Genomic DNA, 25,836 nt, shown 5'->3' on the forward strand with positions numbered 1-25,836 from the left:
AGACTCAGCCATCTAACCTTCTATGAAATTTCAATCACTTTGATCTTAATATTTAGAACCAGCCTTTACTTCCCTTAAGTAAACCGTCGGCGCAACGTAATGTTTCTTGGGTCAGCCCCCAAAGACGATAATCACCGGTGATTGAACCAATGGCAAAATTATGGGTGTAGGCAAAACTAAGCCCTCGTTGCGGGTCACACCACGCTCCAGAACCGTTATATCCAATGTGACCAAAGCCTTGCTTGGCACGTTTACCCATACTAATCACACGGTGGTAGCCTAAACGCCATTTCATAGGAATTGGCATCACGCGATCTCGTTTAATCGATTGGATCTGACTTAACTCTGTAAATATTTCAGGGCGAATTAAAACTTTTCCTTCCCAAACCCCTTTATTTGCCATCATGGCATAAACTTTTGCAAGACTATTGGCGCTAAATACACCATTGGCCGCTGGAATAATCGCTTGAAGCCCTTGGTCACTAAAGAAACTAAAATCACGCATCCCTTTCGGTACCATAGCATCTAAAAAATCTTGCGGATTTTGTCCGGTTAATTCAACCAATTTATCTGAAAATGACGTTTTATGATGCTTCTTAGCTTTGCTCTTACTGGATTTTGTTTCTGTTTTTTGTACTGGCACTGCTTTTTGAATTAAACGCGCCACACGATTTAGCTCAGATTCAGGCACACCAAAATAGGCACCATCAAGTTGTAGGGGTTCAACCAAATACTTCTGCATTAACTCTGTTAAAGATTGTTGCGTTGCTTTCTCTAAAACACCACCCACCAACCAGCCAAATGTTAATGCCTGATATGCAATATCAGTTCCTACAGCAAAACGAGGTGTGGCCTGCTCCATGACCTTGAGCATATGCTGCCAATCTGCCATTTCAACTGCACCAGCAACAATATTGCGAATATCGTATAAGCCACTTTGATGGCTTAAAATATGACGCAGTGTCATTTTCTCTTTACCATTTTGAGCAAATTCAGGCCAAAAATTGACTATAGGCGTATCGTAGTCTAAGAAACCTGCACTCACTAAAATATGCGCGAGTGTTGCCAATACACCTTTCCCAGTGGAATAACACACTGATAAAGTTTGCTCATCCCATTGCTCAGTTTTTGATTTTTTACCCGTATATATATCGACAACTTTTTCATTTTGAAAATAAACAGTTAAAGCAGCACCACCATTTTCGCTACGACCATCCTGCAAACGACTAAATTGAACAGCGAGATCTTGAAAACGCTCATCCACATAGCCCTGATAATTTTTCGTACTCGCAAAAATAATGTCCGTTAAACTGCTCATTGCCCTATCCTATTTTTTTAATCATAACTTTTTTAATTAAAAAAGCCTGAATCATCTCGACTCAGGCTTTATATTTTATCTTATAAAGCGTTAACCACACCAGAAACATGAGGTTTTTGTGATTTTTGATTACGAATCAAAAAGTCAGTTGTTGTACCATCTTGTACAGTTAAAAATTCTACTGTTGAAGGTAAATACATCGGCAATTTAAACAATACATCGGCTTCATAAGCTTCTGGTAATTTAAGCCCAGCGAGAACGCGCGCCTTGCTCCACATCCCATGAGCAATCGCTTGTTTAAAACCAAATGCTTTTGCAGTTAATGCATGGATATGAATCAAGTTAAAGTCACCTGATGTCATAGCATAACGACGACCAGTATTTTCAGAAACTTCCCAAACCGCCTGAACTTGATAATTTGGTTCTTTTTTATCTTTTGGTTTTTCTGTAACTGAACCATCGGTTTTTTGACGTGCTAGATAGGTGGTTAATCCTTGCATGACCACGTCACCGCCAACTTTGGCTGTTGTGATGAAGTCGAACTGAACCCCTTTATCATGGGGCTTTAGCTCACCAAATTGACAAGATAAAGTCAGCTGTTCATTGACCCCAATTTTACGTGTTTGCTTAATTTGATTGCGAATATGCACCAAGCCTAAGATTGCAAAAGGAAATGCTTCAGAGGTCATCATATGCATTTGTAAACTTTGCGATAAAACAGCTAAATAAATCGCGGGAATATACCCATTATTTTTAAAGCCACACACTTCGTTATATGCTTTTAAATGATTTGGATCAATTTTGAATGAATCAACCACATATTCAACTTGCGGTAGAACTTTTTCACCTTTTGGCTTTTTAAAAATTAAACCCTGAATCACTTTTGGATAAGCTAAATATGGCTTAGGAAGTTGACTAAAATGGCGAGTATTCATACTGGACCTTTGAAAAATTAATTCTTATTCAACATTTAAAAAATCCAACATTTCAGTTGGAAATTAACGGATGATACAGCTTAAACATCCTGATTTCGTTCAAGAGAAAGCCAGCGAAAGCGTTATTTAAATACACAAATAATCTCTTCGCGGTAATCCCCTAAACGAAACAGGATTTCACTTATGCGTGATTATGCACCCAATAAGCTTTGACCACAAACACGCACAACATTACCATTTAATCCTGTAGATGCTGAAGATGCAAATAAAGCAATTGTTTCAGCAACATCAACAGGTAATCCACCTTGACTCATTGAGTTCATACGACGACCCGCTTCACGGATTGCAAATGGAATTGCCGCGGTCATTTGAGTTTCAATGAAACCTGGCGCTACAGCATTAATGGTAATACCATTTTTTAACACAGGCGCAGTAAATTTCACCAAGCCAATGACACCTGCTTTTGATGCCGCATAGTTGGTTTGACCTAAGTTACCAGCAATACCTGAAATTGAAGATACGCAAACGATACGACCATTTGCATTTAAACCATCATTTGACAATAAATAATCGTTAATACGTTCAGCAGCAGATAAGTTGATATTAATCACCAGATCCCACATCTCTGGCTTCATATTTGCCAAAGTTTTGTCACGTGTAATACCCGCATTATGTACGATGATATCTAAACCACCTTGTTGAGCTGCCGCAGCTTTGATTTTTTCACCAGCATCAGCAGCAGTGATATCAATTGCAAGTGTAGAACCACCGATTTCACTTGCAACACGGTCAAGGTCTGCTTGTTGTGGTGGAACATCTAAACAAATTACATGTGCACCATCACGTGCCAATACATGTGCAATCGCTTCACCAATACCACGGCTTGCACCTGTTACTAGTGCAGTTTTGCCTGCAAGCGGTTTTGCCCAATCGATATCAATCACATCACCTTTAGATACGCGAATCACTTGACCCGATACGTATGCTGAACGTGGAGAAATTGCAAAACGTAAACTTGATTCCAAGTTTTGTGCAGCATCTGCATCAACCAGAATAAGATCAGCAGCAATTCCTTTCTTAAACTCTTTACCAACCGATTTAACAAACCCTTCTAATGCACGTTGTGCAATCGCCTGCTTAATCGTTGGTGCAGTTTCAGGTGTTAAACCAATAATAATTACACGGCCTGATGTTGCAATTTGACGGGCAACAGGATTAAAAAACTTGTGTAGTTCATGTAATTGTTCTGAATTTTGAATCCCTGATGCATCAAATATCACTGCTTTGAATTTTGATTCTTTATCGCCTTCATTAAAAGCACCCACATTCAAACCAGATTTTGCCGCAGCTTGTTGTAACTCTGCGTTATTCCCTGCATAAGTGTTGGCATGAATATTACTAAGAACCTGCGCAACTTCACCAGTGAAATGACTCTTTGGCGCTGCACCAAATAATACAGCACCTTTAACGACAGGAGTGGCTGACTCAAAGCGGTCTAGCTGGATTGGTGATGGTAAACCTAAATTTTTTATGACAAATTTACCAATTGGAGATTTAGCAAATGCTTGGTATTGGTCAGACATGTTTCTTATCTCTCATCAAATTAATTTTGTATGGGGCTTAAGCTATCTTTTAACTTCAGTATAATCTCAGATATTTAGCTGTGTTACGCTTTCTTAAATGGCTTGCGTTGGTCTTCGCGCAAGACTTAGAGGAATCGTCAACAACGCTATCATCTCTATGACCCATAAGTTTCAGTTAAATCATACTTGAGTTGCCAAAATGATGACTTGACCTGAAAGAATATGCAAATGTCATTATAGTCAATTCGAGTCATAGCCAATTATGTTAATGTAAGCCCTAAGAATATTGCGAACATGCTTGGAAAAGCCTTATGAGCAAAACAACTCAAGAAAATTCAAACGCTGAAAGCACTGTACAAGAAACTGTGTCAAATACATCAAAAGCTCGTACTCGTACGAGTAAAAGTAGCAACACAAATTCTACAAATGCCAATGCAGCCAACACGACTAAAAAACCGACTCGTGCGCCAGCAGCTGCTTCACGTAGTAAAGCAACAGCATCGACGGCAAAAAAAGTTACAACAGCTTCATCTTCTAAAACTCAAACTTCTGGTCAGCAGGATAAAATTATGAGTCAAAACACTGTACGTCGCGTAGCAATTATTGGCGGTAACCGTATTCCTTTTGCACGTTCAAATGGCCCTTATTTCCGAGCGTCAAACATTGACATGCTTACTGCGTCTTTAAACGGTTTAATTGAACGTTTTAACCTTCAAGGTCAACGTTTAGGTGAAGTTGTTGCTGGTGCAGTTCTAAAACATAGCCGTGATTTCAACATGACACGTGAATGTGTTTTAAATACTCAACTTGCACCTGAAACCCCTGCTTATGATATTCAACAAGCATGTGGTACTGGCTTACAAGCAGCTTTCCTTGTTGCAAACAAAATTGCATTAGGCCAAATTGAAGTGGGTATTGCTGGTGGTGTGGATACTACCTCTGATGCACCGATCGCATTTGGTGACGGCTTACGTAAAGCATTGCTTGAATTAAACATAGCAAAAACAGGTAAAGACCGTTTAAAAGCCTTAGCTAAAATCAATGTTAAAGACTTGATGGATGCGCCAAAAAATGGTGAACCTCGTACAGGTTTATCTATGGGTGATCACCAAGCGATTACTGCTCTAGAATGGGGTATTCCTCGTGAAGCTCAAGATGAACTTGCTGCATCTTCACATCAAAAAATGGCCAAAGCATATGATGAAGGCTTCTTCGATGATTTGATCACGCCATTTATGGGTCTAGACAAAGACAATAACTTACGTCCTGATTCTTCAGTTGAAAAATTGGCTAAGCTTAAACCTGCATTTGGTAAAGGTGATACTGCAACAATGACTGCAGGTAACTCTACGCCACTTACAGACGGCGCTTCAGTAGTGCTTTTAGCCTCTGAAGAATGGGCGAAAGCAAATGGTCATGAAGTACTCGCGTACTTAACATTCACTGAAACTGCTGCTGTAGATTTTGTCAATAAGAAAGAAGGTTTATTGATGGCGCCTGCTTATGCTGTTCCACGTATGTTGGCTCGTGCGGGTATTAAACTTCAAGACTTCGACTACTATGAAATTCATGAAGCTTTTGCATCACAAGTTCTTTCGACCTTAAAAGCATGGGAAGATCCTAAGTTCTGTAAAGAACGTTTAGGTCTAGATGCACCATTGGGCTCAATTGACCGTAGCAAACTCAATGTTAAAGGTTCTTCTTTAGCTGCTGGTCATCCATTTGCAGCAACAGGTGGTCGTATTTTGGCAACTGCTGCAAAATTGATTAACCAAAAAGGTTCAGGTCGTGTACTTATTTCGATTTGTGCTGCTGGTGGCCAAGGTGTAACTGCAATCGTAGAGAAATAAATTCTCTGATTTGTACAATACTCTCAAAAAAGCATCCATTTAGGATGCTTTTTTATTGCTCATCAATCTACATCTAGCTAAAAAAATTTGCATAGACCATTCTGCTCAACATAAAAAATGGTTAGCCGAAGCTAACCATTTAAAATCTTCACTATTCTTAGGGAAAATAGTGTTGATTTTAGAAGCGATACCCTACACCAACATAAGTAATCAATGGATCTATATCAACTTTTGTCGTGGAATTAATCAGTCGCTTACCAGTCTTGGCATCAACAACATCAATCTTAGCCTGATTGTTGAGCTTGGCATAAGAAACAGAAGCCACACCAAACCAGTTTTCATTAATATCATAAGTAGCACCCAGACTTACAATAGGTGCAATTGCATCAGTCGTTTTAACCCTTACATAAGGATTTGCACTGGAAGGTTTGCCATCCAACGCAGCCCCTGCTTTTCCATCTAAAACGTTTTGAATCATGTGTCCCGCTGCGACCAGATCACTTTTGATCTGTGAGTTCAATTTAATATCAGTAAAATGAGAGTACATCACCCCTACCCCAATATATGGACGCAATTTATTGACACCAGACTGACCAAACTGATATTGCGCTTCAAGCGCTGGTGTCCATGCACGGACTGAAGCTGCTTTAGATTTGTTGCCTAAATTGGTGATTGGAATTGCTTGGTTTAAATCTATACCATCTGGAAATAAAATTCCGACTAGGTCACTTGGCGAGGTGGCTAATCCGGTGAGGGGTGCCAAGATTTCCCCTTTACCTTTAATATCAACTTTTGGAGGAATTCCACCAATGAGTTGCAAAGAAACATTGTCGTTAATGTAATAATTTAACATCATACCAAGGGTATCTACATCATCGACTTCAAGCCCTGTTCCCTTAGCTTGCCAATTTTCCAAGCCATGAATATTTGCTGTTCCTGCGACCTCTGGCAAAATATTACCCTTACCATCGGTCAATAGGGTTTGCATAAATGCATCATTGAGAAATTCAGTTAAAACCTCTTTCTGATTAAATGGTACTCCGCCTAAGTCTTCCCCCATAGCATTAGGATCAACTGAGTTTAAAAAACTGGTTGTAGAGATACTTCCGACTGTTGCGTTAGTACCATTTTTAACACTGGTATTAATATTAAAGGGATTGGCTTTTCCCTGAGGCATAACATGTAACCAACCTGCAGATACTGAAAAGCGTTTATACTCCCCCGCAAAACTCATGCTGGTAATCGCGAACAATGAACTTGTTATGACAATATTTTTTAACGTTAATATTTTTTTCATTTTTTATCCTTAAAATATGAGATTACCGAACCGTGGCAACCTGTTTAAAAAACATACATAAAAAACAATCTTTATGTATAAAATTCTGATCAATAGCATTTTCACTCAGCCGTAAAAAATATAGGTAATTTTATTTTTAAATTTTTTATAATACTTATTAATGATATATATCATTGTTTTATTTTTATCATTTAGCATAATTTAACAGTAAAGGTATATTTAAAAAGTCTATTTAAGCCCATGCTGAACTATTATATAAATATCAAATTTTTCACATAATTTTAACTTTTTAATTATCAATACACATTCTCATAAATTGATAATTCATTCCATTTTGATGGATTTTAAAATGTATGCCCGAAATTAAACTCAACGATTCACTTTTTAAAAATAAAATGAATTGTTAGAGCAAAAAACACCCAACAAAATAGCTTTTTGTACTTTTTAATCAAAACTCACGTTCAAATATAATTTTCACCTTAAAAATTATAAAGAAAAACTTCACTACTTTATTTTAAATAAAAATATCAAATACTTAGTTTAAGGTTTGCATTATTAAAGTTTGGTAGGTGTTTAGTAGGTATTCAATCTAGCCCTCAAAACAGATACTCAACCTCAAGGTGAACATCACCTTTCTGGAATGATGAAATAACAATGGTAGAAGGAATCGCACCATGGCTTTTAAAAATATAGCAGATCAAACAAACGGTTTTTACATCCCTTGCGTCTCACTTTTTGGTCCAGGTTGTGCCAAAGAAGTCGGTGCTAAAGCACAAAATTTAGGGGCAAAAAAAGCCCTCATCGTCACTGATGCCGGCTTATTCAAGTTTGGTGTTGCAGACATTATTGTTGGATATCTTAAAGATGCTGGGGTAGACAGTCATATTTTTCCTGGGGCGGAACCAAACCCGACAGACATTAACGTACATAATGGCGTAAACGAATATAACAATAATGGTTGTGACTTTATTGTGTCTTTAGGCGGTGGCTCTTCTCATGACTGTGCAAAAGGAATCGGCTTAGTTACCGCAGGTGGCGGTCATATTCGTGATTATGAAGGGATTGATCAAAGTAAAGTCCCAATGACACCGCTTGTCGCAATCAATACGACAGCAGGAACTGCTTCCGAAATGACTCGTTTCTGTATTATCACCAATACTGATACCCATGTAAAAATGGCAATTGTTGATTGGCGTTGTACACCGCTTGTTGCAATTGATGATCCTAAACTTATGATTGCAAAACCTGCTGCTTTAACTGCTGCAACGGGTATGGATGCTTTAACTCATGCTGTAGAAGCTTATGTTTCAACTGCTGCAAACCCAATTACTGATGCATGTGCAGAAAAAGCCATTTCAATGATTAGCGAATGGTTAAGCCCTGCTGTTGCCAATGGCGAAAATCTTGAAGCACGTGATGCAATGGCATATGCACAATATTTAGCAGGTATGGCATTTAACAATGCGTCTTTAGGTTATGTACATGCAATGGCTCATCAATTAGGTGGCTTCTATAACCTTCCACACGGCGTATGTAATGCAATTCTATTACCGCATGTGTGTGAGTTTAACTTAATCGCCTGCCCAAACCGTTATGCAAAAATTGCCCAATTAATGGGTGTCAATACTGAGGGTTTAACCGTTACTGAGGCTGCCTTTGCTGCGATTGATGCAATTCGTGAGTTATCATCATCTATTGGTATCCCTTCTGGCTTAGCTGAACTGGGTGTCAAAGCGGAAGATCATGCAGTGATGACCTCAAATGCGCAAAAAGATGCCTGTATGTTGACCAATCCACGTAAAGCAACTGATGCTCAAGTCATTAAAATTTTTGAATCAGCAATGTAAAATGATCCGCTTTCGTTCTACTCAGCCTGAGAACCTTTTAGGCCAAATACAATGAAGTGTGCTTGATACTCAGGAATATTACTTTGGTAATATTCCTTTTTTATACGCTTATAAAAAATGACAATCATTATTGTCAGATATATTGATAAAGTCACAATCTATGACTATGATGCTTAAAACATCAGCGGATTATTTCAGCAATGACAACAACAAGTAAAACCATCATCATCACGGGTGCAAATACCGGAATCGGGCTTGCAACTGCAGAAACCTTTATTAAGGATGGTCACCATGTGATCATTGCTTGTCGTAATCTAGAAAAAGCCAAAACAGCACAGCAACATTTAGAGTCATTCGGTACAGGTCAAGTAGACGCAATTCACCTTGATTTAAATAGTCTTGAACAAATTAACCAAGCAGCCAATGAAATTATTGCTAAATATGAAAAAATTGATGTATTAGTCAACAATGCTGGCATGATGACACCTGATCTTGAGGCCACAGCTGATGGTTTTGAAAAACAGTTTGGGGTAAATTATCTGGGGCCTTTTCTTTGGACATTGAAACTTCTTCCATTGGTTCAAAAAGCCCAACAAGGTCGTGTAATTCATTTGGCTTCAATGATGCATCTTTTAGGTCGTATCCAACCTGAAAACTTTAACGCGGATCAAGTGAAGAAATACAATGGTGTTTTGAGCTATGGCAATAGTAAATTAGCTAATCTGCTCTTTAGTAATATCCTCGCCAAACAACTATATGGAAGTCATGTCACCAGCAATGCATTACATCCAGGTGGCGTAGATTCTGAGATTTATCGTGAATTACCCAAATGGCAATATGCAATCATTAAACTTGGTCTTATTCCACCATCTAAGCCTGCCGAATTAATTAAAAAAATTGCTTTTGATCCGTCATGGGAAAAGCGAAATGGTGATTATGTGAGTTTACAAACTCCAGCGTTTAAATCAGGCAGGGCCAAAGATATAAAGTTGGCACAAAAACTATATGATGAATCCTATGCGCTGGTAAAAGACTATCTGTAATTTTTCGGATTTCATTTTTCTATAAAATTCAGGAATACGCTATGACCACTCAATCTATTGAATATCAACCTGATACCCTTGGTACGGGTTATGAAAAACTAACCTTAAACTTACCAAATGACTATGATGGTAAAGTCATTGCGACTTTGGTACGTAAACAAGCAGCTCAAGCGACCAAGAAAGCGGTGCTCTATATCCATGGTTTTATCGATTATTTCTTTCAAACAGAAATGGCTGAACAATTTAATCAACATGATTATGATTTTTATGCACTTGATTTAAGAAAATATGGTCGTTCTTACCTACCACATCAAAAATATTATTATGTTCTAAATTTGAATGAATATGATGAAGAAATCACGCAAGCATTAAAGATTATTGGTCAGGAAGGCCACACTGAGGTGTTACTGGCAGGACATTCTACAGGTGGATTGATCGCAACATTATATGCAGCACATTATCCACAACATCCCCTTATTCAAGCCTTATGGTGCAATAGTCCTTTTTATGACTTTAATATGCCTGCTTGGAAGAAAAAATTAGCCCTCCCCAAACTCAGCGCAATGGGCAAACGCTTACCTAATTTAAAGTTTCCAAGTGAATTAAATAAATGGTATGTCACCAGTCTGCATAAAGATTTGCAAGGCGAATGGGATTTCAGCTTAGAGTGGAAAAAACCAACTTACCCCAAAGTATATTTAAGCTTTGTGCATGCAATTTTTGAAGCGCAAAAAGAAATTCATGCAGGTGTACAGATCAATGTACCAACCTTAGTGATGCATTCTCACAGAACAACCTATCCTAAGAAATTTAACCGAGATGCTCAAAGCACTGATGTTATTTTAGAGGTCAAAGACATCGTCAGAGATGCAGGTAAAATACAGGGCGATGTTAATGTCATGACCATTCAAAATGGACTACATGACTTGGTTTTATCGGCACCAGAAGTCAGAAGAGAAGTTTATCATCAACTTTTTTCATGGTTAGCTCAAAAGCAACCTTAAAGGCTCAAATCCATTTTTCTTTGCAAGCAAATGATCAGTTAAAAGTATCCTGCAAAATCAATGCTCATCTTTATATTTCATTAGAATTTGATGAGCAGGATGCCCGTCTGGTGTAAGTTCAATTAGACGTTCAACGGCATCAATCGCTTCTGGAAAATGTGCAAGGTGTTTTAATAAAGCATCTGTTTCATTGGCTTTAAAAATCGCTTCACTTAGGCGTGATTCGAGGCAGTCTCGCCATGCAGATAAAAAAGGACTTTCGGTTTTAGCTAAAAATACACCTTTACATAATTTTAAAGCGGATTCGGTATAACCCGCATCTAAAGCATTCTCTGCTTGCAAGAAATCTGCTTCAACATGTGCCAATAAACGATAAGGCCGTGAACCCAGCATGCCGCCCAAGATATCACGCAACTGCGACATTTCTGCTTTTAATGTGCCGACACTCACTTTTCGTTCACCATACAACGCTTGATGTAAATTTTCCAGATTCATCCCTTGAGGGCACAACGCAAGAATGGTCAAAATTTCAATTTGTCGTGGTGTCAATACCACAATCTTGCCATTGAACAACACTTGTGGCACAGCAAAAGCACGGATAAATAAATGTTGTTGTTGAAACTCTAGCAATGCCGATTGAATAATCGAGGCACAGCGCTCAGCCGCCAATAATCCCAAACTATTGTGATGATTCCATGTGGTTGAAAGATCAATGACCCCTAAAACTTGTTTGGAATATGGATCTATAATTGGAGAGGCATAACAAACCCAGTCATGCACAGAAGACATAAAATGCTCGTTGGAAAACACACAACTGGATTGTTGGGTTTTTAATGACAGTGCCAAAGCATTAGTTCCCACCAAATCTTCACGCCATTGTCCACCAGCAATAAAATGGACACGTTCTGCAGCATTGCGCATTTGCCCACTTGCGGCTGACCAAATAATAGTACTACCGATATCCCCTACTGCAGCAACCATTGCTGACTGTTCTGCGATATGAGTTAATTCATCCCGACAATGTTCTATTGCTTTTTCTAACAGCGTTTTTCTTTCTTGTTTTACATTCATCAAAGGTGCAGCATCACGATCTTTGGGAATCGCAGCTGAGTTGGAACGTTGCCATGAACTTGCAATACTCTGTCCGAGTTGATCAGCATGTTTTAAAGACAAACTACTGCTTTGGCGTAACTGCTCAATTAAACTCCGTTTATTTGATAACTCTTGTTGGCTTAACATACGCTACTTCCTCTGTAATTCGTTAAAAAATATCCTATCCTTTCTCTGTTGTTTTTATCCAGCGGACCTGCTTATAAATTACTCTAGCACATTAACATAGTGAGCTTAACCTGAGTCAACACAACTCATACCAAAGCTGTAGAATAAAACCAATTTTTTCCAATATTTAGCAATTTTCTAATAAACAAGAAAATATTGCCAAAGATTAAAGCATAGCGCAAATGACTCTAGGATTTCATCCAACCTTTTCCCTACCTTTGACTCTCTATGCTCAATCCATCATGTAAACAATCATTGTTCATACATGCCATATTAAACACATCATGAATGATCATGAATATAAGTAAAGGGATACTCTTATGCGTTATGTAGATCCAAATCAGCCTGGTTCAAAAGTACAGTTCAAAGCCCAATATGAAAACTTTATTGATGGCAAATGGGTAGCACCGGTTAAAGGGCAATATTTTGATAATGTCTCTCCTGTAGATGGTAAAGCCTTTACCAAAATTCCACGTTCTTCCGCGGAAGATATCGAACTTGCATTAGATGCAGCACATAAAGCCAAAGCTTCATGGAACAAAGCATCTCCAACAACACGTTCAAATGTACTACTGAAAATAGCAGATCGTTTAGAAGAAAATTTAGAATTACTGGCGGTTGCAGAAACATGGGAAAATGGTAAGCCAATTCGTGAAACATTGGCAGCCGATATTCCTTTAGCAATTGACCATTTCCGTTATTTTGCAGGTTGTTTACGTGCACAAGAAGGTGGTATCTCTGAAATTGATGAAGATACCATTGCTTACCACTTCCATGAACCTTTAGGTGTAGTGGGTCAGATCATTCCATGGAATTTCCCTATTCTTATGGCAGCATGGAAACTTGCACCAGCACTTGCAGCGGGTAACTGTATTGTACTTAAACCTGCTGAACAAACACCATCAAGTATTTTAGTAGTTGCAGAACTCATTCAAGATATTTTACCGCCAGGCGTTTTAAATATTGTCAATGGTTACGGCGTTGAAGTGGGTCGCCCACTGGCTACCAATCCACGTATTGCTAAAATTGCCTTTACAGGTTCTACTGCGGTTGGTCAAATGATCATGCAATATGCAACTGAAAATATTATTCCTGTAACGCTTGAGCTTGGTGGTAAATCACCAAACATTTTCTTTGAAGATGTCATGGATAAAGATGATGATTATTTAGACAAAGCGCTTGAAGGCTTTGCCATGTTCGCATTAAACCAAGGTGAAGTATGTACTTGCCCATCACGTGCATTGGTTCAAGAAAGTATTGCAGATAAATTCCTTGAAATGGCAGTTGAACGTGTAAAACGCATCAAAACTGGACATCCTTTAGACACAGACACCATGATTGGTGCTCAGGCATCTCAAGAGCAACAAGACAAAATCTTGGGTTGTATTGCAACAGGTCGTGCTGAAGGTGCTCAACTGCTTACAGGGGGCGGCGATCGTCAGGAAGTCGGTCAAGGTTTCTATATTGAACCTACCATTTTCAAAGGCGACAACAGTATGAAGATTTTCCAAGAAGAAATTTTTGGACCAGTTCTCTCTGTAGCAACATTTAAAGATTATCATGATGCAATCAGAATTGCCAATGATACGATGTATGGCTTAGGCGCTGGTGTATGGTCTCGTTCTGCGCATACCTCTTATCGTGCGGGTCGTGCGATTGAAGCTGGTCGTGTATGGACCAACTGCTACCATATCTACCCTGCACATGCAGCATTTGGTGGTTATAAGAAATCTGGTATTGGCCGTGAAAACCACAAGATGATGCTTGATCATTATCAACAAACCAAGAATTTATTGGTTAGCTATTCAACCAAAGCAATGGGCTTCTTCTAAGTTCTATAGTTGATTTACACTTTAAAAAAGTGAACTTCGGTTCGCTTTTTTTAGTCATGATTAAGATGCTGTTTAATCCTTATAACTCTCAATTCATTCATTATTTTATACAGATTGCGATGATTCGCTAAATTTAGTCTGTTGTTGGATTCATCCAAACATCTTCATAGCCATGCTTATCAATAATGACATGATAACCGTGCTCAAGCGCCAAATAAGGTAAAATTTCAGGTAAATATTGCTGTAAATGTGAGGCATGCAGCGGTTGATAAAAATCATCAGCTGAAGAATATTCTCCACAGTGAATAAACCAAGAAACATTGTCTTGTTTTTTAAGCGCAACTCGAACTGCATAAATCGGTTGTTGGCCTAGACTCTGTAATGCAATTGCAACCCTATCCGACAGATTAAATTCCATATATTTTGATTCATATTTTTTGCAAATTTGCCTTTGTAATGTTTCTAAATTCATCAACACATTCCTTTATTGCCTGTTTCGTATTGTTTGTTTAGTTGAATAAACCAATGCGTTCAAACAGATATACTGAGATCAGCAGCAAAATTATTTAGGTCTTTTCCATAACATTTTAATATGTTCGAAACTATATCCAACCACGACTCTTAAATTCATCATCAATAACATTGTGAAAAACACAATCACAGACATCACTAAACTTTGTGGAAGAAATTTCTGATCTAAAACAGATTTATAAGTATTCAATGCTAAATATAAAATGATCAAAAGTATATAAAACAACAGTTGAAAGTAGATCTTGTATCTTGGTTTTTTCTCAACAAATTCCATCAAATAAACAGACAAAAACAATGCAGAAAATGCGGTAAAAACAAAGAAGCATATTACCCATAAAATACTAAAACTTTTGATATGACTAATTGCCCATAAGGATAGGTTAGCAACACAGCCACATAGTATAAATGCTGTTTTAGGACGTTCTATGAATTTATAAATCAAATCATTCATGCTGTGTTTAGACTCGTCATTTATTCTTCTGCGAAACGTTCACGATAAAATGCTAAACCATTTGTGCAATATCAATAAATGCCTGCGTAATTGGACTCATCTGTTTTTTATTCTTCACTGCCAGACTAATAGACCGCTTAATATTGGGTGATAAAGGTAATTTTTGCACATTGGGAAACAGTGTCATTAACTCTTTATTCAATGCCATATCAGCAACAATTGAAACACCTGCACCATTGTTAACCATATTAATAATGGTCAAAATTTGAGAAAAATAACATTTAATTTTTGGACTCAGATTGGCTTTTCTAAACATCTCTGTGACATGGTTTTGACTGCCTGCTGAGGTCATTAAAAAAGGATATTCTGCCAATTCATCCAATCGAACTGCACTTTGCTGTGATCGTGCATAGGACTTTGGAATAAGTGCTACAAAAATATCCTCAATCACAGGAAAAGTATCAAAGCGTTCTTCGGGTAAAACTACAAATCCAACATCAATAGTACGATCATGAATCCATTGAGTAATATCTTTATCCGTTCCTTCTTTAATAAACACTTCAATATTTGGATATTTTAAACTAAATTTTTCTAGAATTAAGGGAATAAGTACATTAGAAGATGAAGCACCAAAAGATCCAATTCTTAAAGTTCCAGAATGAAATCCTTGTATATCGGAGATTTCTTGTTTTAGTACATTAGAAATATTCAAAATTTCTTTCACATGCACTAAAAGCCGTATGCCAGATTCAGTTAACTCAACTTCATTATGATTGCGATAAAACAATGTGACCGACCAATCTTGTTCTAAGCATTTAATTGCATGAGAAATCGCAGATTGAGAAATTTGCAAACGCTGAGCTGTAACAGTAAAGCTTTTCTGTTCAGCTAACACGGCAAAAATAGTCAGTTGAGTAAATGTCATCGCCACTCTATCCATGAGTAAAGACTCATTTTACCATGAATAGGCATAAGTCATATTCTTGATTAAAATTTACTTGGGTTTAGCTTACAGATGAAAAAATCAGTGGGTGGGACTTGGTCGAATTAGGTTCTGCATAGAGCGTTCATCATGCTACAAATGATTACTATTCTTTTCCCATCCATCGCCCTGATTGGTTTAGGTTTTTATCTTTTCCAGTCACATATACTTGATGAAAAATTCTGGAATGGCACAGAAAAGCTAAATTACTATATTTTATTTCCAGCCTTATTGTTTAGTTCTCTTGCAAATGCAGATATGAATATGGGGCATCTCGACAGTATTCTTACAGTCATTTTTTTAATTATGGCCATGATCATTGCTGGCGTTTATCTGTTTGCAAAGTTAAACCGAACACCTATTGCCCAGATCGGTGTATATGTCCAAAGCTTGATTCGTTTTAATACCTATCTCGGACTCTCGATTGCCACGACACTCAATCATGCTGAAATCAAAAGTATCTTGGTAAATATCCTTGCTATAGCAATTCCCTTGGTTAATGTTATTTCGATCCTTTCTCTGACAGATAAAGATCAACAGAACATTAAAAATATATTCTGGTCTTTAATCAAAAACCCACTGATCAGCTCTTGTATATTGGGAATTACATTTAATCTTTTAAACATCCCTATTTGGTCTGGCTTTGCAAATCTGTTAAATGCTTTTTCAAGTAGTAGTCTGATGTTAGGCTTATTATGTGTAGGAACAGCAATTCAATTTTCGACCCTCAGAATTTATCTGAAAAAGTCTTTGCTCATTAGCCTAATCAGATTATTGCTGATCCCGCTTATTGCCTTTATCTGTTTGCAGTTTTTTGAGCTAAGTCATGCCGCCGTGATTGCTATCATGATTTTCTTTTCTATCCCAACCGCATCTTCCGCATATATCTTAACCAAACTATTAAACGGCGATCATCAATTAATGGCGGCAAGCATCAGCATGCAAACACTTTTATCCGTATTCACTTTGGCACTAATCCTTGCACTATTACAGCATTTTTATGTTTAATCCTCTATATTTACGATTAGCTTTCTTCATCAAATATTTTTCTGATTCAATGCAGTTTGGCTTTCTATAGAATAACTGTGTGGCATGGCTAGCTGTAACACAATACAACGCAATTCTCTAATGCTAGCATCTAAATAATAGAATCAGAATTTAAAAGCGTATTTATCAAGATTAAGCCAATTCCATCTCAACAAAGTGAAGATGATCAACACCCCAAAACATTTCATCTCCAATAAACCATGTCGGTGCACCAAAAACACCACGCCCAATGGCTTCTTCTGTGATATTTTTTAGTTGGGCTTTAACCTGTTCATCTGAAAACCAAGTTTGAACCTGCTCTGTACTAAAACCCAATGATTGAAGCAAGGTAATAAATTCATTGATATCATTTAAATTACGCGGATGCCCAAACATTGCATCAAATAAAGCGTTTAACACTGTTAAGAATTTTTCAGCTTGATAAAGCTGAACTGCTGTAATCACGCGCATCAGATTTAAAGTATTAATTGGAAAATAGGGATTCATTTGTATTGGAATATTCCAGAGTTTTGACCAACGCCCCATATCGATCATCGAATAACTGGCTTTTGCTGGCACAGCCATTGGACTGCTGTTCCCTGTGGCTTTAAAAATGCCACCAAGCAAGATCGGCTTCCAGATCACTTGTGCTTGATTTTGTTTTGCAATTTTTTGAATCTGATAAAAGCCTAAATAACTATATGGGCTACCCAAATCAAAATAAAATTCTACCTGTTTCATTCAGTGTTATTCCTTAACTGTACTGATCATATTTTTATCGTACTACTGTAAAAATAATTCTAGAAAAAACTTAAATCATGACTTCTTACTCTCGCTATATCGAGATAAGTCATCTAGCTATATTAACCTACTCATACAAAAAAACTTACTAATATAAAGTGACTTACCATTTTTCCATCCAAGGGCGTAAATCTAGCTCATGCGTCCATGCATCACGTGGTTGCTGGGCAAGATGCCAATAATTTTCAGCAATATGTTCAGGATTTAAAATACCATCTTGGTCTTTTTTCTCATAAAGATCAGGAAAACTGTTTTTAATAAAATCTGTATCAATTGCACCATCAACTACCACATGAGCCACATGAATATTCTGTGGACCAAGTTCACGCGCCATACTCTGTGCCAAAGCTCTAAGTGCATGCTTTGCCCCTGCAAATGCTGAAAAATAAGCAGCACCACGTAGACCAGCAGTCGCACCTGTAAAGATCAATGTCCCGCGTTGTCGGCTTACCATTCGTTTCGCCACTTCACGACCAGTTAAAAAAGCAGAAAAACAGGCCATTTCCCATATTTTAAAATATTTACGCGCTGTTTCTTCAAGGATGCTACATGGGACATTGGCACCGATATTAAAAACCAGTACCTCTATTTCACCAATATTGCTTTCAATTTCTTCGATTAATTGTATAACTTGCTGTTCTTTTCGAGCATCTGATGCAAAACCATATGCTGTCCCGCCAGCCTGTTCAATTTCATCAATCAGTGGTTGTAACTTGTCAGCATTGCGACGGGTCATACAACTAATATATCCCCCTTTGGCAAAACGTTTCGCAATTGCGCCACCTGTTGCATCACCTGCTCCAATAATCAATGCAACTTTCTGATTTGATGTTGTTATTTCATCTTGCATATCATGCTTCCCTTTTTGCATAACGATCGTTATTATAACGATCACTATGTTATAGTTTTACAAGAGCGTCAAGGAAAATTTGATCGAGGAAAATATGCGATACAAATCTGGATATAAAGAAGAAAAAAGAAAAGAACTATTAAAAATCAGTGGACAGCTTGCCAAAAAAGATGGCTTTGCTGCAACCGGTGTAGATGGCTTTATGAAAGCTGCTGGCGTGACCAGTGGTGCATTCTATTCACATTTTTCTTCCAAGCAGGATTTGTTTAAAGCATTGGTTGAAAATGAACTTAAAAATAGCATTCAGCTGTGGCAAAGCAATCCCTATAATCAGGCTGAGTTATGGATTGAATTTGAACTCAATCGTTACTTAACCCTCTCTCATGTTGAACATCCAAATCATGGTTGTGTACTGCCAACACTCGCCACAGAAGTCGCACGTTCTGATGAGGAGATTAAACAACGCTATCAACAAGAATTACAGCGCGGTCATGCCCTATTTACTCAACGCCTCGGAAGTGAAGAAAAAGCCTGGGGCGTCTTATGTCAACTGGTAGGTGCTATACTCATAGCAAGAAGTGTTTCTGATGATTCGGTTAAATCGACCATTTTGGAATCAAGCAAACACTGTATTTATTCTATGTTGCAAATCACATCATAAATTTAGTTTTCAACCCAATAGAATCTAGTATAAATTAGCGATATTCTCGTTAAATCATCATAAAACCATGACTTCCTCCACATACGCTTTGCCGAAGACAATCTATGCCATTCAACATTTAGCTTTTGAAGATTTAGGTATTCTTGAAGACACTTTTTATGATTTGGGCTATCGCATACGTTATTTTGAAGCAGGTATAGATGATTTAAAGCAAGCATTTGCATTTGAAGGTTTAGTCGTCGTTCTAGGTGGTCCAATTGGTGTTTATGAAACTGAGGATTATCCTTTTTTAAATGATGAAATCACTTATCTTAAACAACGTTTAGCCAAGAATTTACCAACGCTTGGTATTTGCTTAGGTGCACAATTGATTGCACATGCTTTGGGTGCAAAGGTTTATGCAGGCCATCAAAAAGAAATTGGCTGGAGTCAATTGAAGCTAAATCTGGCTCAAAATAATCCATTATTGCCACTCGTAAATACCGAAGTTTTACATTGGCATGGTGATACGTTTGACTTGCCAGTACAGGCTGAATTACTTGCAAGCTCTGCAATTTATACAAATCAGGCATTTAGAGTTGGTCAAAATATCTTAGCACTACAATTCCATGTCGAAGTTGCAGCAGAGGATATGGAAAAATGGCTGATTGGTCATACTTGTGAATTGCGTAAAGCTGCCTTAAATATTCCTCATTTACGAACTGAAAATGAAAAATATGCGCCAAATCTAGAATTAAAATCACCCCTGATTTTAGAGCATTTTATCAAACACTTAAATGTATAATCTGTTTATCTATATCAGCATGAAATAGACCTTACTGTTTCGTGCTTTTTATACCCTATTTAGTCTCCACCCATAAATACGGTGTTGGTGTAAGTGTAATATCAATACTGCGTTGCCCATATTTAACTTACTATTATATTTAACTGACTATACCATTTACATTTAAAAGATTTTCTTTATTTATACATAATATTATTTAATTAAACTTTATACTAAGTCGTACTCATCATTATTTTGAGCTACAGGATTATACAGAGTAGATACATTAAAACTTGCTAATTTAATTATACTTCATACTTTAAAACAAAGACTTTATTTGCAATGAATAAAATATATATTGGCACATCTGTGCTCATGACAACACTTCTTTCTGCCTGTTCTACCCCTGAAGTAAATACTCAAAATGCTAAACCGCTTGGCATGGCTAATCCCGCAAGTGTGTATTGTCAAAAAATGGGAGGCGAGTCTCAGATTAAAAAAGATGCATTAGGAAATGAAGCAGGATATTGTAAGCTTCCAAATGGAACAGTGGTTGATGAATGGAAGTTGTTTAGAAGTGCACAAGGCGATGTGCAAGCTGCTGCTAAATAATTTTGAATAATCGCTGCGGAATATAAACAATAGACAAGCCTTCTTGAATGACTCATTTTCTATTGGCATTAATTTCAGACTCATTACTATATATTCACTACAGTAATGAGTTGCTCCACCCTTTTCATAATTAAAATAAATTAGATCTAAACTTGCACTAAATATAAACAGTATTGTATTTATTTTGGGAATATTGAATAGATGAAAACCTATCAATATAAACAGGAACTGATTGTTGCAATCAATAATTCATTAAATCAATATTTAACAGAATTTGAAGAAATATCCGAAGACTTAAAAGATCATAAAGTTGCAACTGTAGATAAAACCCCTGCCCAAAATTTATCCTATCAATTGGGATGGGTAAATTTATTATTAGAATGGGAAAGCAAAGAACTTGCAGGTTTCCCCGTTTCAATGCCGAAAGAAGGCTATAAATGGAATAACTTAGCAAGTCTATATCAAAATTTTTATCAAACCCATGCCCAGCATTCATTAAAAGAAAATACTCAGTTATTATCTAAACAGGTCAAAGAAGTCACAGACTGGATTGAAAATCTAACAGATGGAGAACTATTTGAAATAAATCAACGTAAATGGGCAACCACACCTGCCAACTGGCCACTGTATAAATGGATTCATATCAACACTGTCGCCCCTTTTACCAATTTTAGAGTTCAAATCAGAAAATGGAAGAAACTCAACATAAATACTGAACAAACTAAAAAGCCTTAACAGGTTATTTTTTTCAGTTCTAAATATTGAGAAATGGTGTTATTTAATTCATCCAAATAGTACTGTTTTGGTTTTTCTTGCCCTAATGATTTATCATATTTCATTAAAGCAGGCAGGTATTCTGTTTTATAGACACGCTCATATTCACCACATAATAATGCTCTATTTACCTCATTACTGGTATTTTCATCATCCAGTTGCTCATGCATGACTTTAATGGGTTTTTCTTGTTTCATCAGTACCAAACTATGAGGATTTGGAGTAATGCAACCTGTAAGCATAAGCAATAATACCATTGTTATTTTTTCATAAACTTGCTTCATCGTTCTTAGGTTAAGCTGATCATAAACTATTTATATCTTATATCACCCTCTCAATTTATCCATAACAATTAAAATTTGAGTTTTTCTAAAGTACATATTAAAATCTTGATTAAGTAACAAAATCAAAATTTGATATAAATATATCAAATTTATATCGCTAAAAGTGCAGAGCGTTAAAATTCAATCACTCGCAATTTTATTGATTGTCAGCCATTTAAGGTATAAAGAATTTAATCCCATGTCCTATAGAAATAAGCCAAACACAAAACAATTGTTATCCTCTGCTTGGTCAACAGATCAAGATTGCTTTCTCATTGAAAACAACCATTTAACTGTTGATCAATTGGCTGAAATACTGCCTTACCAGCATGATGAAATTATCGCAAGAAAAAGACAACTTGGACTGCTTAGAAGAGATTTTTACATGAAAAAACTACATGACTTGTAAGCAAAATTACAATATCCCCGCATCAGGCGCGACATAATGAATATATATATTAAATACTTAAATATAGGGCTATGTCATGAACAACAAGTTTAAAATATTAACGCTCGTCGGTGGAATAGCATTACTTAGTGTTGCGGCATTTGCTTATGCAGGAAATGAAAAGATTCAAACCGTTAAAAATGTAGATTTAAAGAGGTATCTGGGTACTTGGCATGAAATTGCACGCAAGCCAATGTATTTTCAAAATAAATGCGATTATAACGTTACTGCTGATTATTCCTTAAATGAAAATGGCTCAATCAAAGTAGATAATCGTTGTTACGATAAAAATGGCAAGCTTCAACAATCAATTGGCGAAGCATATGTACAAAACGCGCCTACGAACTCCAAATTAAAAGTAAGTTTTTTACCAAAAGTACTTCGTTGGTTACCTGTCGGGCGTGGTGATTATTGGATTTTAAAGCTGGATGAAAATTATCAAGTTGCATTGATCGGTACACCCAACAAAAAATATTTATGGTTACTCAGTCGATCTCCACAGCTTGATCCAGCCACAACTGAAGAATATTTAAATTATGCTAAAAGCTTAGGTTATAATTTAAGTGATTTAATTGAAACCAAACAAAAATAAACGCATACAAGCCCTTAAAAGGGCTTGTTAGATCTAGCTCATTTTATACGATTACGCTACAAATCCTTCTTATCAATATTGTCTACGAAATGAGACAAAACTGATGAGCACCCCCACAATCATCAATGCTCCAGCACACAAAAAGGTAAATTGCATCCCATCAATGATTGCTAAAGCCGTTGCCTGAGTGAGTTGATTTGTGCCGACACCAAATGAAAAAATAGCTCCCATCACTGAAACCCCGATAATTAAGCCCATATTACGAGATAAGCTAAGAAGTCCTGATACCATCCCTTGTCGAGCTTTGGGAACATCTGCCAAGGTCATGGTATTGTTGGCTGCCTGAAACAGTTGATAACCCGAAGTCAAAATAATGATCGGCATAATATAGCCACTTATACCCATCAATTTCGGTAAGATAGCGAGCATCGAGCTACCGATAATCAGAAAAATCAATCCTGTAGTGACGATATAGCGACTGCCCCAACGATCGACAAGTCGACCCGATGGAATCCCACTTAAGATAGCAACCACTGGCCCAATCCCCATAATCAAACCCACTTGTATTTGATTCAAGTTTAGACCAAGACTGAGATAAAAAGGTCCAATGACAAGTGTGGTCATCATAACGGCGGCAACCAGCAAATTAACCATGAGGTTTTGTGTTATGTTCGTGTCTGGTTGCAAAGAAGTTAGTGCAGGAATTTCTTTTTTAATGTAATCATTAGGCAGCAGTACCCAAGCCAGAATAATCGCGATACCCGCAAGTATAAACTGTAATCCAAAAATGCCTTGCCAACCGCTCACAACAAGCAGAAACCCACCCAACACTGGTCCAAGTGCTGTACCTAAAGCTGATATCGTTCCAAGCATTCCCATTGCTCTTCCCAACTGTGATTTACTGACTGTATGACGTGTCAGTGCCATTGCAAGTGTCATTAAGAATGCCGCACCTATTCCTTGAAATGATCGTGAAGCAACCAATATCCATAAGTTAGGTGCAACACTACATAGCAGTGAAGCCAAACTGAATATAATCAGTCCAACGATCAGCATAGACTTACATCCATATCGATCACCTAAGCGTCCAGCAATGACAACAGAGAGAGTCAGCGAGACAAGGTATCCAATTACAATAGCCTGTATTTGATTAAATGGCAGTAGAAATACCTCAGCAAGTGTGGGTAAGGCGATATTGACAATGCTTGTCCCCAGCGATGCCAATAGCATGGATAACGCCAAAGTGATGGTGATTCCAGTTTGGGTCTTGTTTATCGATTCTGTCTGCTCTGTCATGTTGCGCTCTTGTCAGCAGTGGTGTTTAATCACATACTACTAATTCAAGTTGACTTGAGGTCAAGTATGAAATTTCTTGATATTGGTGTAGTTTCAGCAAAAAGTGGAATTAAACCTTCAGCACTACGCTATTATGAAGAAATCGGTTTGATTTTCTCAATTTCTCGTCATGGATTACGTAGACAATTTTCTTCTGAAGTTCTGTTACGACTCACTTTGATTTCAATGGGAAAATCGGCGGGCTTTTCGCTTAAAGAGATCGCAGCAATGTTCGATACTCGTGGCGCACTTGATCTTTCTCCAAGTGTTATTCATCAAAAAGCCGATGAGATTGATCTTCAAATTCATAAATTGATCGCACTCCGTGACATACTTCGCCACGTAGGTGACTGCCCTGCACCATCGCATTTGCAATGCCCTAGCTTTAAGCGACTAGTTGAGAAGGCAGCTCAGAAATAAAAGACATTTTAAAAAGATTGTTAGGCGTATTTGTTGAATAGCTAAATTAGATTGTAGAACAATAATTAAAATTAGCACGCAATGACATTGAACAGTCAAATGGCTTTCTCTAAGATGATAAAACAAGCTTAAATTTTCATGACTTTTATACATTTGTAGCCTGATCTATGAGTATTAATTGTATATGTTGAAATCGGTATTTTTGATTTATGGATCAAAACAAATCTAGTGATTCTGGTGTTTTCCTCTGGTTAACATATCACACCCTAAATAAAATGAATTTGGATGCAAATCGGATATTTTCACAAATAAGATTATCTGAACAACCACCTGACAAAACCATTCGGCGAGATAATTCGACCCAACAACGCTTTTGGGAAATAGCTGAAGAAATCAGTGCTGATCAAAATATCGGACTTCATGTAGGTGAACATTTCCCCATTTTTAGAGGCGAAATATTAGAATACATTTTTATGAGTAGTCCTACATTTGGGGACGGCTTACAAAGAGCTTTGCGTTATCAAAAAATTTTTACTGATGCTTTTGTGGCTCATTTACACATTGAAAATCAAAATGCAATGATCACGAATCTTCAGCACCCAGTTCGTCATTATCTAGAATGCGCCATAAGCGTTATGCTTAATTTTTTGAACTATATAACTAACAATCATTTTAATCCCAAAGAAATATGGTTGCCATACCAACAAGGTGCGAGCTTAGATGAATATCAACGTATCTGGAAATGCCCTACTCGTTTAGGTATGCAGCACGGCTGTATAGTTTTTGATGCTGAAATATTGAGCTTAGCTTCAGCATCAGCTGAACCAATGCTATTAAAAATACATGAGCATGTTGCTAAACAGCAGGTGAAAGTTGTCGATAAATATTATTTAATTAATGATATAGAAAACTTACTCAGCTCCGGTTTATTAGAATCAGGTCAATTAGATTTAAAATTAATTGCCCAACATTTAGGACTGCAGCCACGAAAACTTCGTGCAGATCTTAAAGAAGTGAATAGGACTTTTGAAAAAGTTTTGGCAACTTACCGTGAAAAAATGGCCAAAAAACTATTGATGAATCCCAATATAAGCATAGATCAAGTTGTATATTTACTTGGTTTTTCTGAGCCTTCCGCCTTTTCACGTGCCTTTAAACGCTGGACAAATGAAACGCCATCCCATTATCGCCAGCGTAAGCAAAAATAATTTTTTAGCTATAACTTGATTCTAATGACATTTAACGAGTTAGCTTTTCAGTCAAAAAAAATGAGCTGTTCT

The 25,836-nt window shown here is 37.2% G+C and carries 25 protein-coding genes; 14 read left to right on the top strand and 11 right to left on the bottom strand.

Annotation, left to right across the window (positions count from 1 at the left end; translation table 11 throughout):
* Positions 1–52: 52 nt before the first annotated feature.
* The 3 genes from AC4CUY_RS11815 to AC4CUY_RS11825 all read right to left on the bottom strand — a co-directional run bounded on the left by AC4CUY_RS11815 (position 53) and on the right by AC4CUY_RS11825 (position 3,836).
* Positions 53–1,318, bottom strand: coding sequence for a serine hydrolase domain-containing protein (locus tag AC4CUY_RS11815; RefSeq protein WP_490774151.1), 1,266 nt, complete (start codon positions 1,316–1,318; stop codon positions 53–55).
* A gap of 80 nt (positions 1,319–1,398) precedes the next feature.
* Positions 1,399–2,253: a MaoC family dehydratase gene (locus AC4CUY_RS11820; RefSeq protein WP_336954195.1), complete on the bottom strand. Its 855-nt coding sequence runs from the start codon at positions 2,251–2,253 to the stop codon at positions 1,399–1,401.
* 191 nt (positions 2,254–2,444) lie between these two features.
* Complete coding sequence (locus AC4CUY_RS11825) at positions 2,445–3,836, bottom strand: 3-oxoacyl-ACP reductase (protein WP_004822281.1); 1,392 nt, start codon at positions 3,834–3,836, stop codon at positions 2,445–2,447.
* A gap of 311 nt (positions 3,837–4,147) precedes the next feature.
* Here AC4CUY_RS11825 and AC4CUY_RS11830 point away from each other — a divergent pair, with 311 nt between their 5' ends.
* Entirely contained in the window at positions 4,148–5,686 is a 1,539-nt protein-coding gene (locus AC4CUY_RS11830; protein WP_483770916.1) for an acetyl-CoA C-acetyltransferase, read from the top strand.
* Between the two features lie 178 nt (positions 5,687–5,864).
* Here AC4CUY_RS11830 and AC4CUY_RS11835 read toward each other — a convergent pair whose 3' ends face one another.
* Positions 5,865–6,983 carry an OmpW/AlkL family protein gene (locus AC4CUY_RS11835; protein WP_336954197.1) on the bottom strand — a complete coding sequence of 373 codons (1,119 nt, stop codon included), beginning with the start codon at positions 6,981–6,983 and terminating at the stop codon, positions 5,865–5,867.
* Between the two features lie 674 nt (positions 6,984–7,657).
* On the opposite strand from AC4CUY_RS11835, the gene mdh reads away from it, so the two are divergent.
* From mdh to AC4CUY_RS11850, 3 genes are all read left to right on the top strand, one after another.
* On the top strand, positions 7,658–8,830 hold the full coding sequence (gene mdh / locus AC4CUY_RS11840; RefSeq protein ID WP_483770915.1) for an iron-dependent methanol dehydrogenase: 1,173 nt from the start codon (positions 7,658–7,660) through the stop codon (positions 8,828–8,830).
* Between the two features lie 200 nt (positions 8,831–9,030).
* Entirely contained in the window at positions 9,031–9,873 is an 843-nt protein-coding gene (locus AC4CUY_RS11845; protein WP_490774152.1) for an SDR family NAD(P)-dependent oxidoreductase, read from the top strand.
* 41 nt (positions 9,874–9,914) lie between these two features.
* Positions 9,915–10,877, top strand: a complete 963-nt coding sequence (locus AC4CUY_RS11850) for an alpha/beta hydrolase (protein WP_419327803.1) — start codon at positions 9,915–9,917, stop codon at positions 10,875–10,877.
* A 57-nt stretch (positions 10,878–10,934) separates the two neighbouring features.
* Here the strand turns inward: AC4CUY_RS11850 and AC4CUY_RS11855 are convergent, their stop codons facing one another.
* Positions 10,935–12,116, bottom strand: a complete 1,182-nt coding sequence (locus tag AC4CUY_RS11855) for a sigma-54-dependent transcriptional regulator family protein (RefSeq protein WP_336954201.1) — start codon at positions 12,114–12,116, stop codon at positions 10,935–10,937.
* A gap of 359 nt (positions 12,117–12,475) precedes the next feature.
* Here AC4CUY_RS11855 and exaC point away from each other — a divergent pair, with 359 nt between their 5' ends.
* On the top strand, positions 12,476–13,987 hold the full coding sequence (gene exaC / locus AC4CUY_RS11860) for an acetaldehyde dehydrogenase ExaC (protein ID WP_490774153.1): 1,512 nt from the start codon (positions 12,476–12,478) through the stop codon (positions 13,985–13,987).
* Between the two features lie 133 nt (positions 13,988–14,120).
* On the opposite strand, the gene AC4CUY_RS11865 is transcribed toward exaC, so the two are convergent.
* Together AC4CUY_RS11865 and AC4CUY_RS11870 are read right to left on the bottom strand one after the other, a co-directional pair.
* Positions 14,121–14,459 carry an immunity protein Imm33 domain-containing protein gene (locus AC4CUY_RS11865; RefSeq protein WP_336954202.1) on the bottom strand — a complete coding sequence of 113 codons (339 nt, stop codon included), beginning with the start codon at positions 14,457–14,459 and terminating at the stop codon, positions 14,121–14,123.
* Positions 14,460–15,021: 562 nt separating this feature from the next.
* Positions 15,022–15,894, bottom strand: a complete 873-nt coding sequence (locus AC4CUY_RS11870; protein WP_336954288.1) for a LysR family transcriptional regulator — start codon at positions 15,892–15,894, stop codon at positions 15,022–15,024.
* A 147-nt stretch (positions 15,895–16,041) separates the two neighbouring features.
* Here AC4CUY_RS11870 and AC4CUY_RS11875 point away from each other — a divergent pair, with 147 nt between their 5' ends.
* Positions 16,042–16,959, top strand: a complete 918-nt coding sequence (locus AC4CUY_RS11875; protein WP_490774154.1) for an AEC family transporter — start codon at positions 16,042–16,044, stop codon at positions 16,957–16,959.
* Positions 16,960–17,130: 171 nt separating this feature from the next.
* Here AC4CUY_RS11875 and AC4CUY_RS11880 read toward each other — a convergent pair whose 3' ends face one another.
* Positions 17,131–17,718: a 2-hydroxychromene-2-carboxylate isomerase gene (locus tag AC4CUY_RS11880; protein ID WP_419820300.1), complete on the bottom strand. Its 588-nt coding sequence runs from the start codon at positions 17,716–17,718 to the stop codon at positions 17,131–17,133.
* Between the two features lie 163 nt (positions 17,719–17,881).
* Positions 17,882–18,628 carry an SDR family oxidoreductase gene (locus AC4CUY_RS11885; RefSeq protein WP_096734377.1) on the bottom strand — a complete coding sequence of 249 codons (747 nt, stop codon included), beginning with the start codon at positions 18,626–18,628 and terminating at the stop codon, positions 17,882–17,884.
* 94 nt (positions 18,629–18,722) lie between these two features.
* Here AC4CUY_RS11885 and AC4CUY_RS11890 point away from each other — a divergent pair, with 94 nt between their 5' ends.
* The 4 genes from AC4CUY_RS11890 (at position 18,723) to AC4CUY_RS11905 (ending at position 21,399) form a co-directional block, all read left to right on the top strand.
* Entirely contained in the window at positions 18,723–19,289 is a 567-nt protein-coding gene (locus tag AC4CUY_RS11890; RefSeq protein ID WP_490774155.1) for a TetR/AcrR family transcriptional regulator, read from the top strand.
* A gap of 67 nt (positions 19,290–19,356) precedes the next feature.
* Positions 19,357–20,073: a glutamine amidotransferase gene (locus AC4CUY_RS11895; RefSeq protein WP_419327802.1), complete on the top strand. Its 717-nt coding sequence runs from the start codon at positions 19,357–19,359 to the stop codon at positions 20,071–20,073.
* 321 nt (positions 20,074–20,394) lie between these two features.
* On the top strand, positions 20,395–20,664 hold the full coding sequence (locus tag AC4CUY_RS11900) for a putative hemolysin (RefSeq protein ID WP_419359615.1): 270 nt from the start codon (positions 20,395–20,397) through the stop codon (positions 20,662–20,664).
* 201 nt (positions 20,665–20,865) lie between these two features.
* Positions 20,866–21,399 carry a ClbS/DfsB family four-helix bundle protein gene (locus AC4CUY_RS11905; protein WP_419820299.1) on the top strand — a complete coding sequence of 178 codons (534 nt, stop codon included), beginning with the start codon at positions 20,866–20,868 and terminating at the stop codon, positions 21,397–21,399.
* Here the strand turns inward: AC4CUY_RS11905 and AC4CUY_RS11910 are convergent.
* Complete coding sequence (locus AC4CUY_RS11910; protein ID WP_490774156.1) at positions 21,396–21,680, bottom strand: hypothetical protein; 285 nt, start codon at positions 21,678–21,680, stop codon at positions 21,396–21,398. The genes AC4CUY_RS11905 and AC4CUY_RS11910 overlap by 4 nt on opposite strands.
* Before the next feature lie 280 nt (positions 21,681–21,960).
* Here AC4CUY_RS11910 and AC4CUY_RS11915 point away from each other — a divergent pair, with 280 nt between their 5' ends.
* Together AC4CUY_RS11915 and AC4CUY_RS11920 are read left to right on the top strand one after the other, a co-directional pair.
* Positions 21,961–22,170: an acyl-CoA thioesterase gene (locus AC4CUY_RS11915; RefSeq protein ID WP_336954212.1), complete on the top strand. Its 210-nt coding sequence runs from the start codon at positions 21,961–21,963 to the stop codon at positions 22,168–22,170.
* Positions 22,171–22,246: 76 nt separating this feature from the next.
* On the top strand, positions 22,247–22,801 hold the full coding sequence (locus tag AC4CUY_RS11920) for a lipocalin family protein (protein ID WP_419820298.1): 555 nt from the start codon (positions 22,247–22,249) through the stop codon (positions 22,799–22,801).
* Between the two features lie 72 nt (positions 22,802–22,873).
* On the opposite strand, the gene AC4CUY_RS11925 is transcribed toward AC4CUY_RS11920, so the two are convergent.
* Positions 22,874–24,097: an MFS transporter gene (locus AC4CUY_RS11925; RefSeq protein WP_419820297.1), complete on the bottom strand. Its 1,224-nt coding sequence runs from the start codon at positions 24,095–24,097 to the stop codon at positions 22,874–22,876.
* Positions 24,098–24,163: 66 nt separating this feature from the next.
* Between AC4CUY_RS11925 and AC4CUY_RS11930 the strand changes: the two genes are divergently transcribed.
* Together AC4CUY_RS11930 and AC4CUY_RS11935 are read left to right on the top strand one after the other, a co-directional pair.
* Entirely contained in the window at positions 24,164–24,556 is a 393-nt protein-coding gene (locus AC4CUY_RS11930; RefSeq protein WP_419820296.1) for a helix-turn-helix domain-containing protein, read from the top strand.
* 209 nt (positions 24,557–24,765) lie between these two features.
* Positions 24,766–25,764, top strand: coding sequence for an AraC family transcriptional regulator (locus tag AC4CUY_RS11935; protein WP_490774157.1), 999 nt, complete (start codon positions 24,766–24,768; stop codon positions 25,762–25,764).
* The last annotated feature ends 72 nt before the right edge of the window (positions 25,765–25,836 follow it).

Source organism: Acinetobacter sp. 778_lipA, assembly GCF_058242985.1.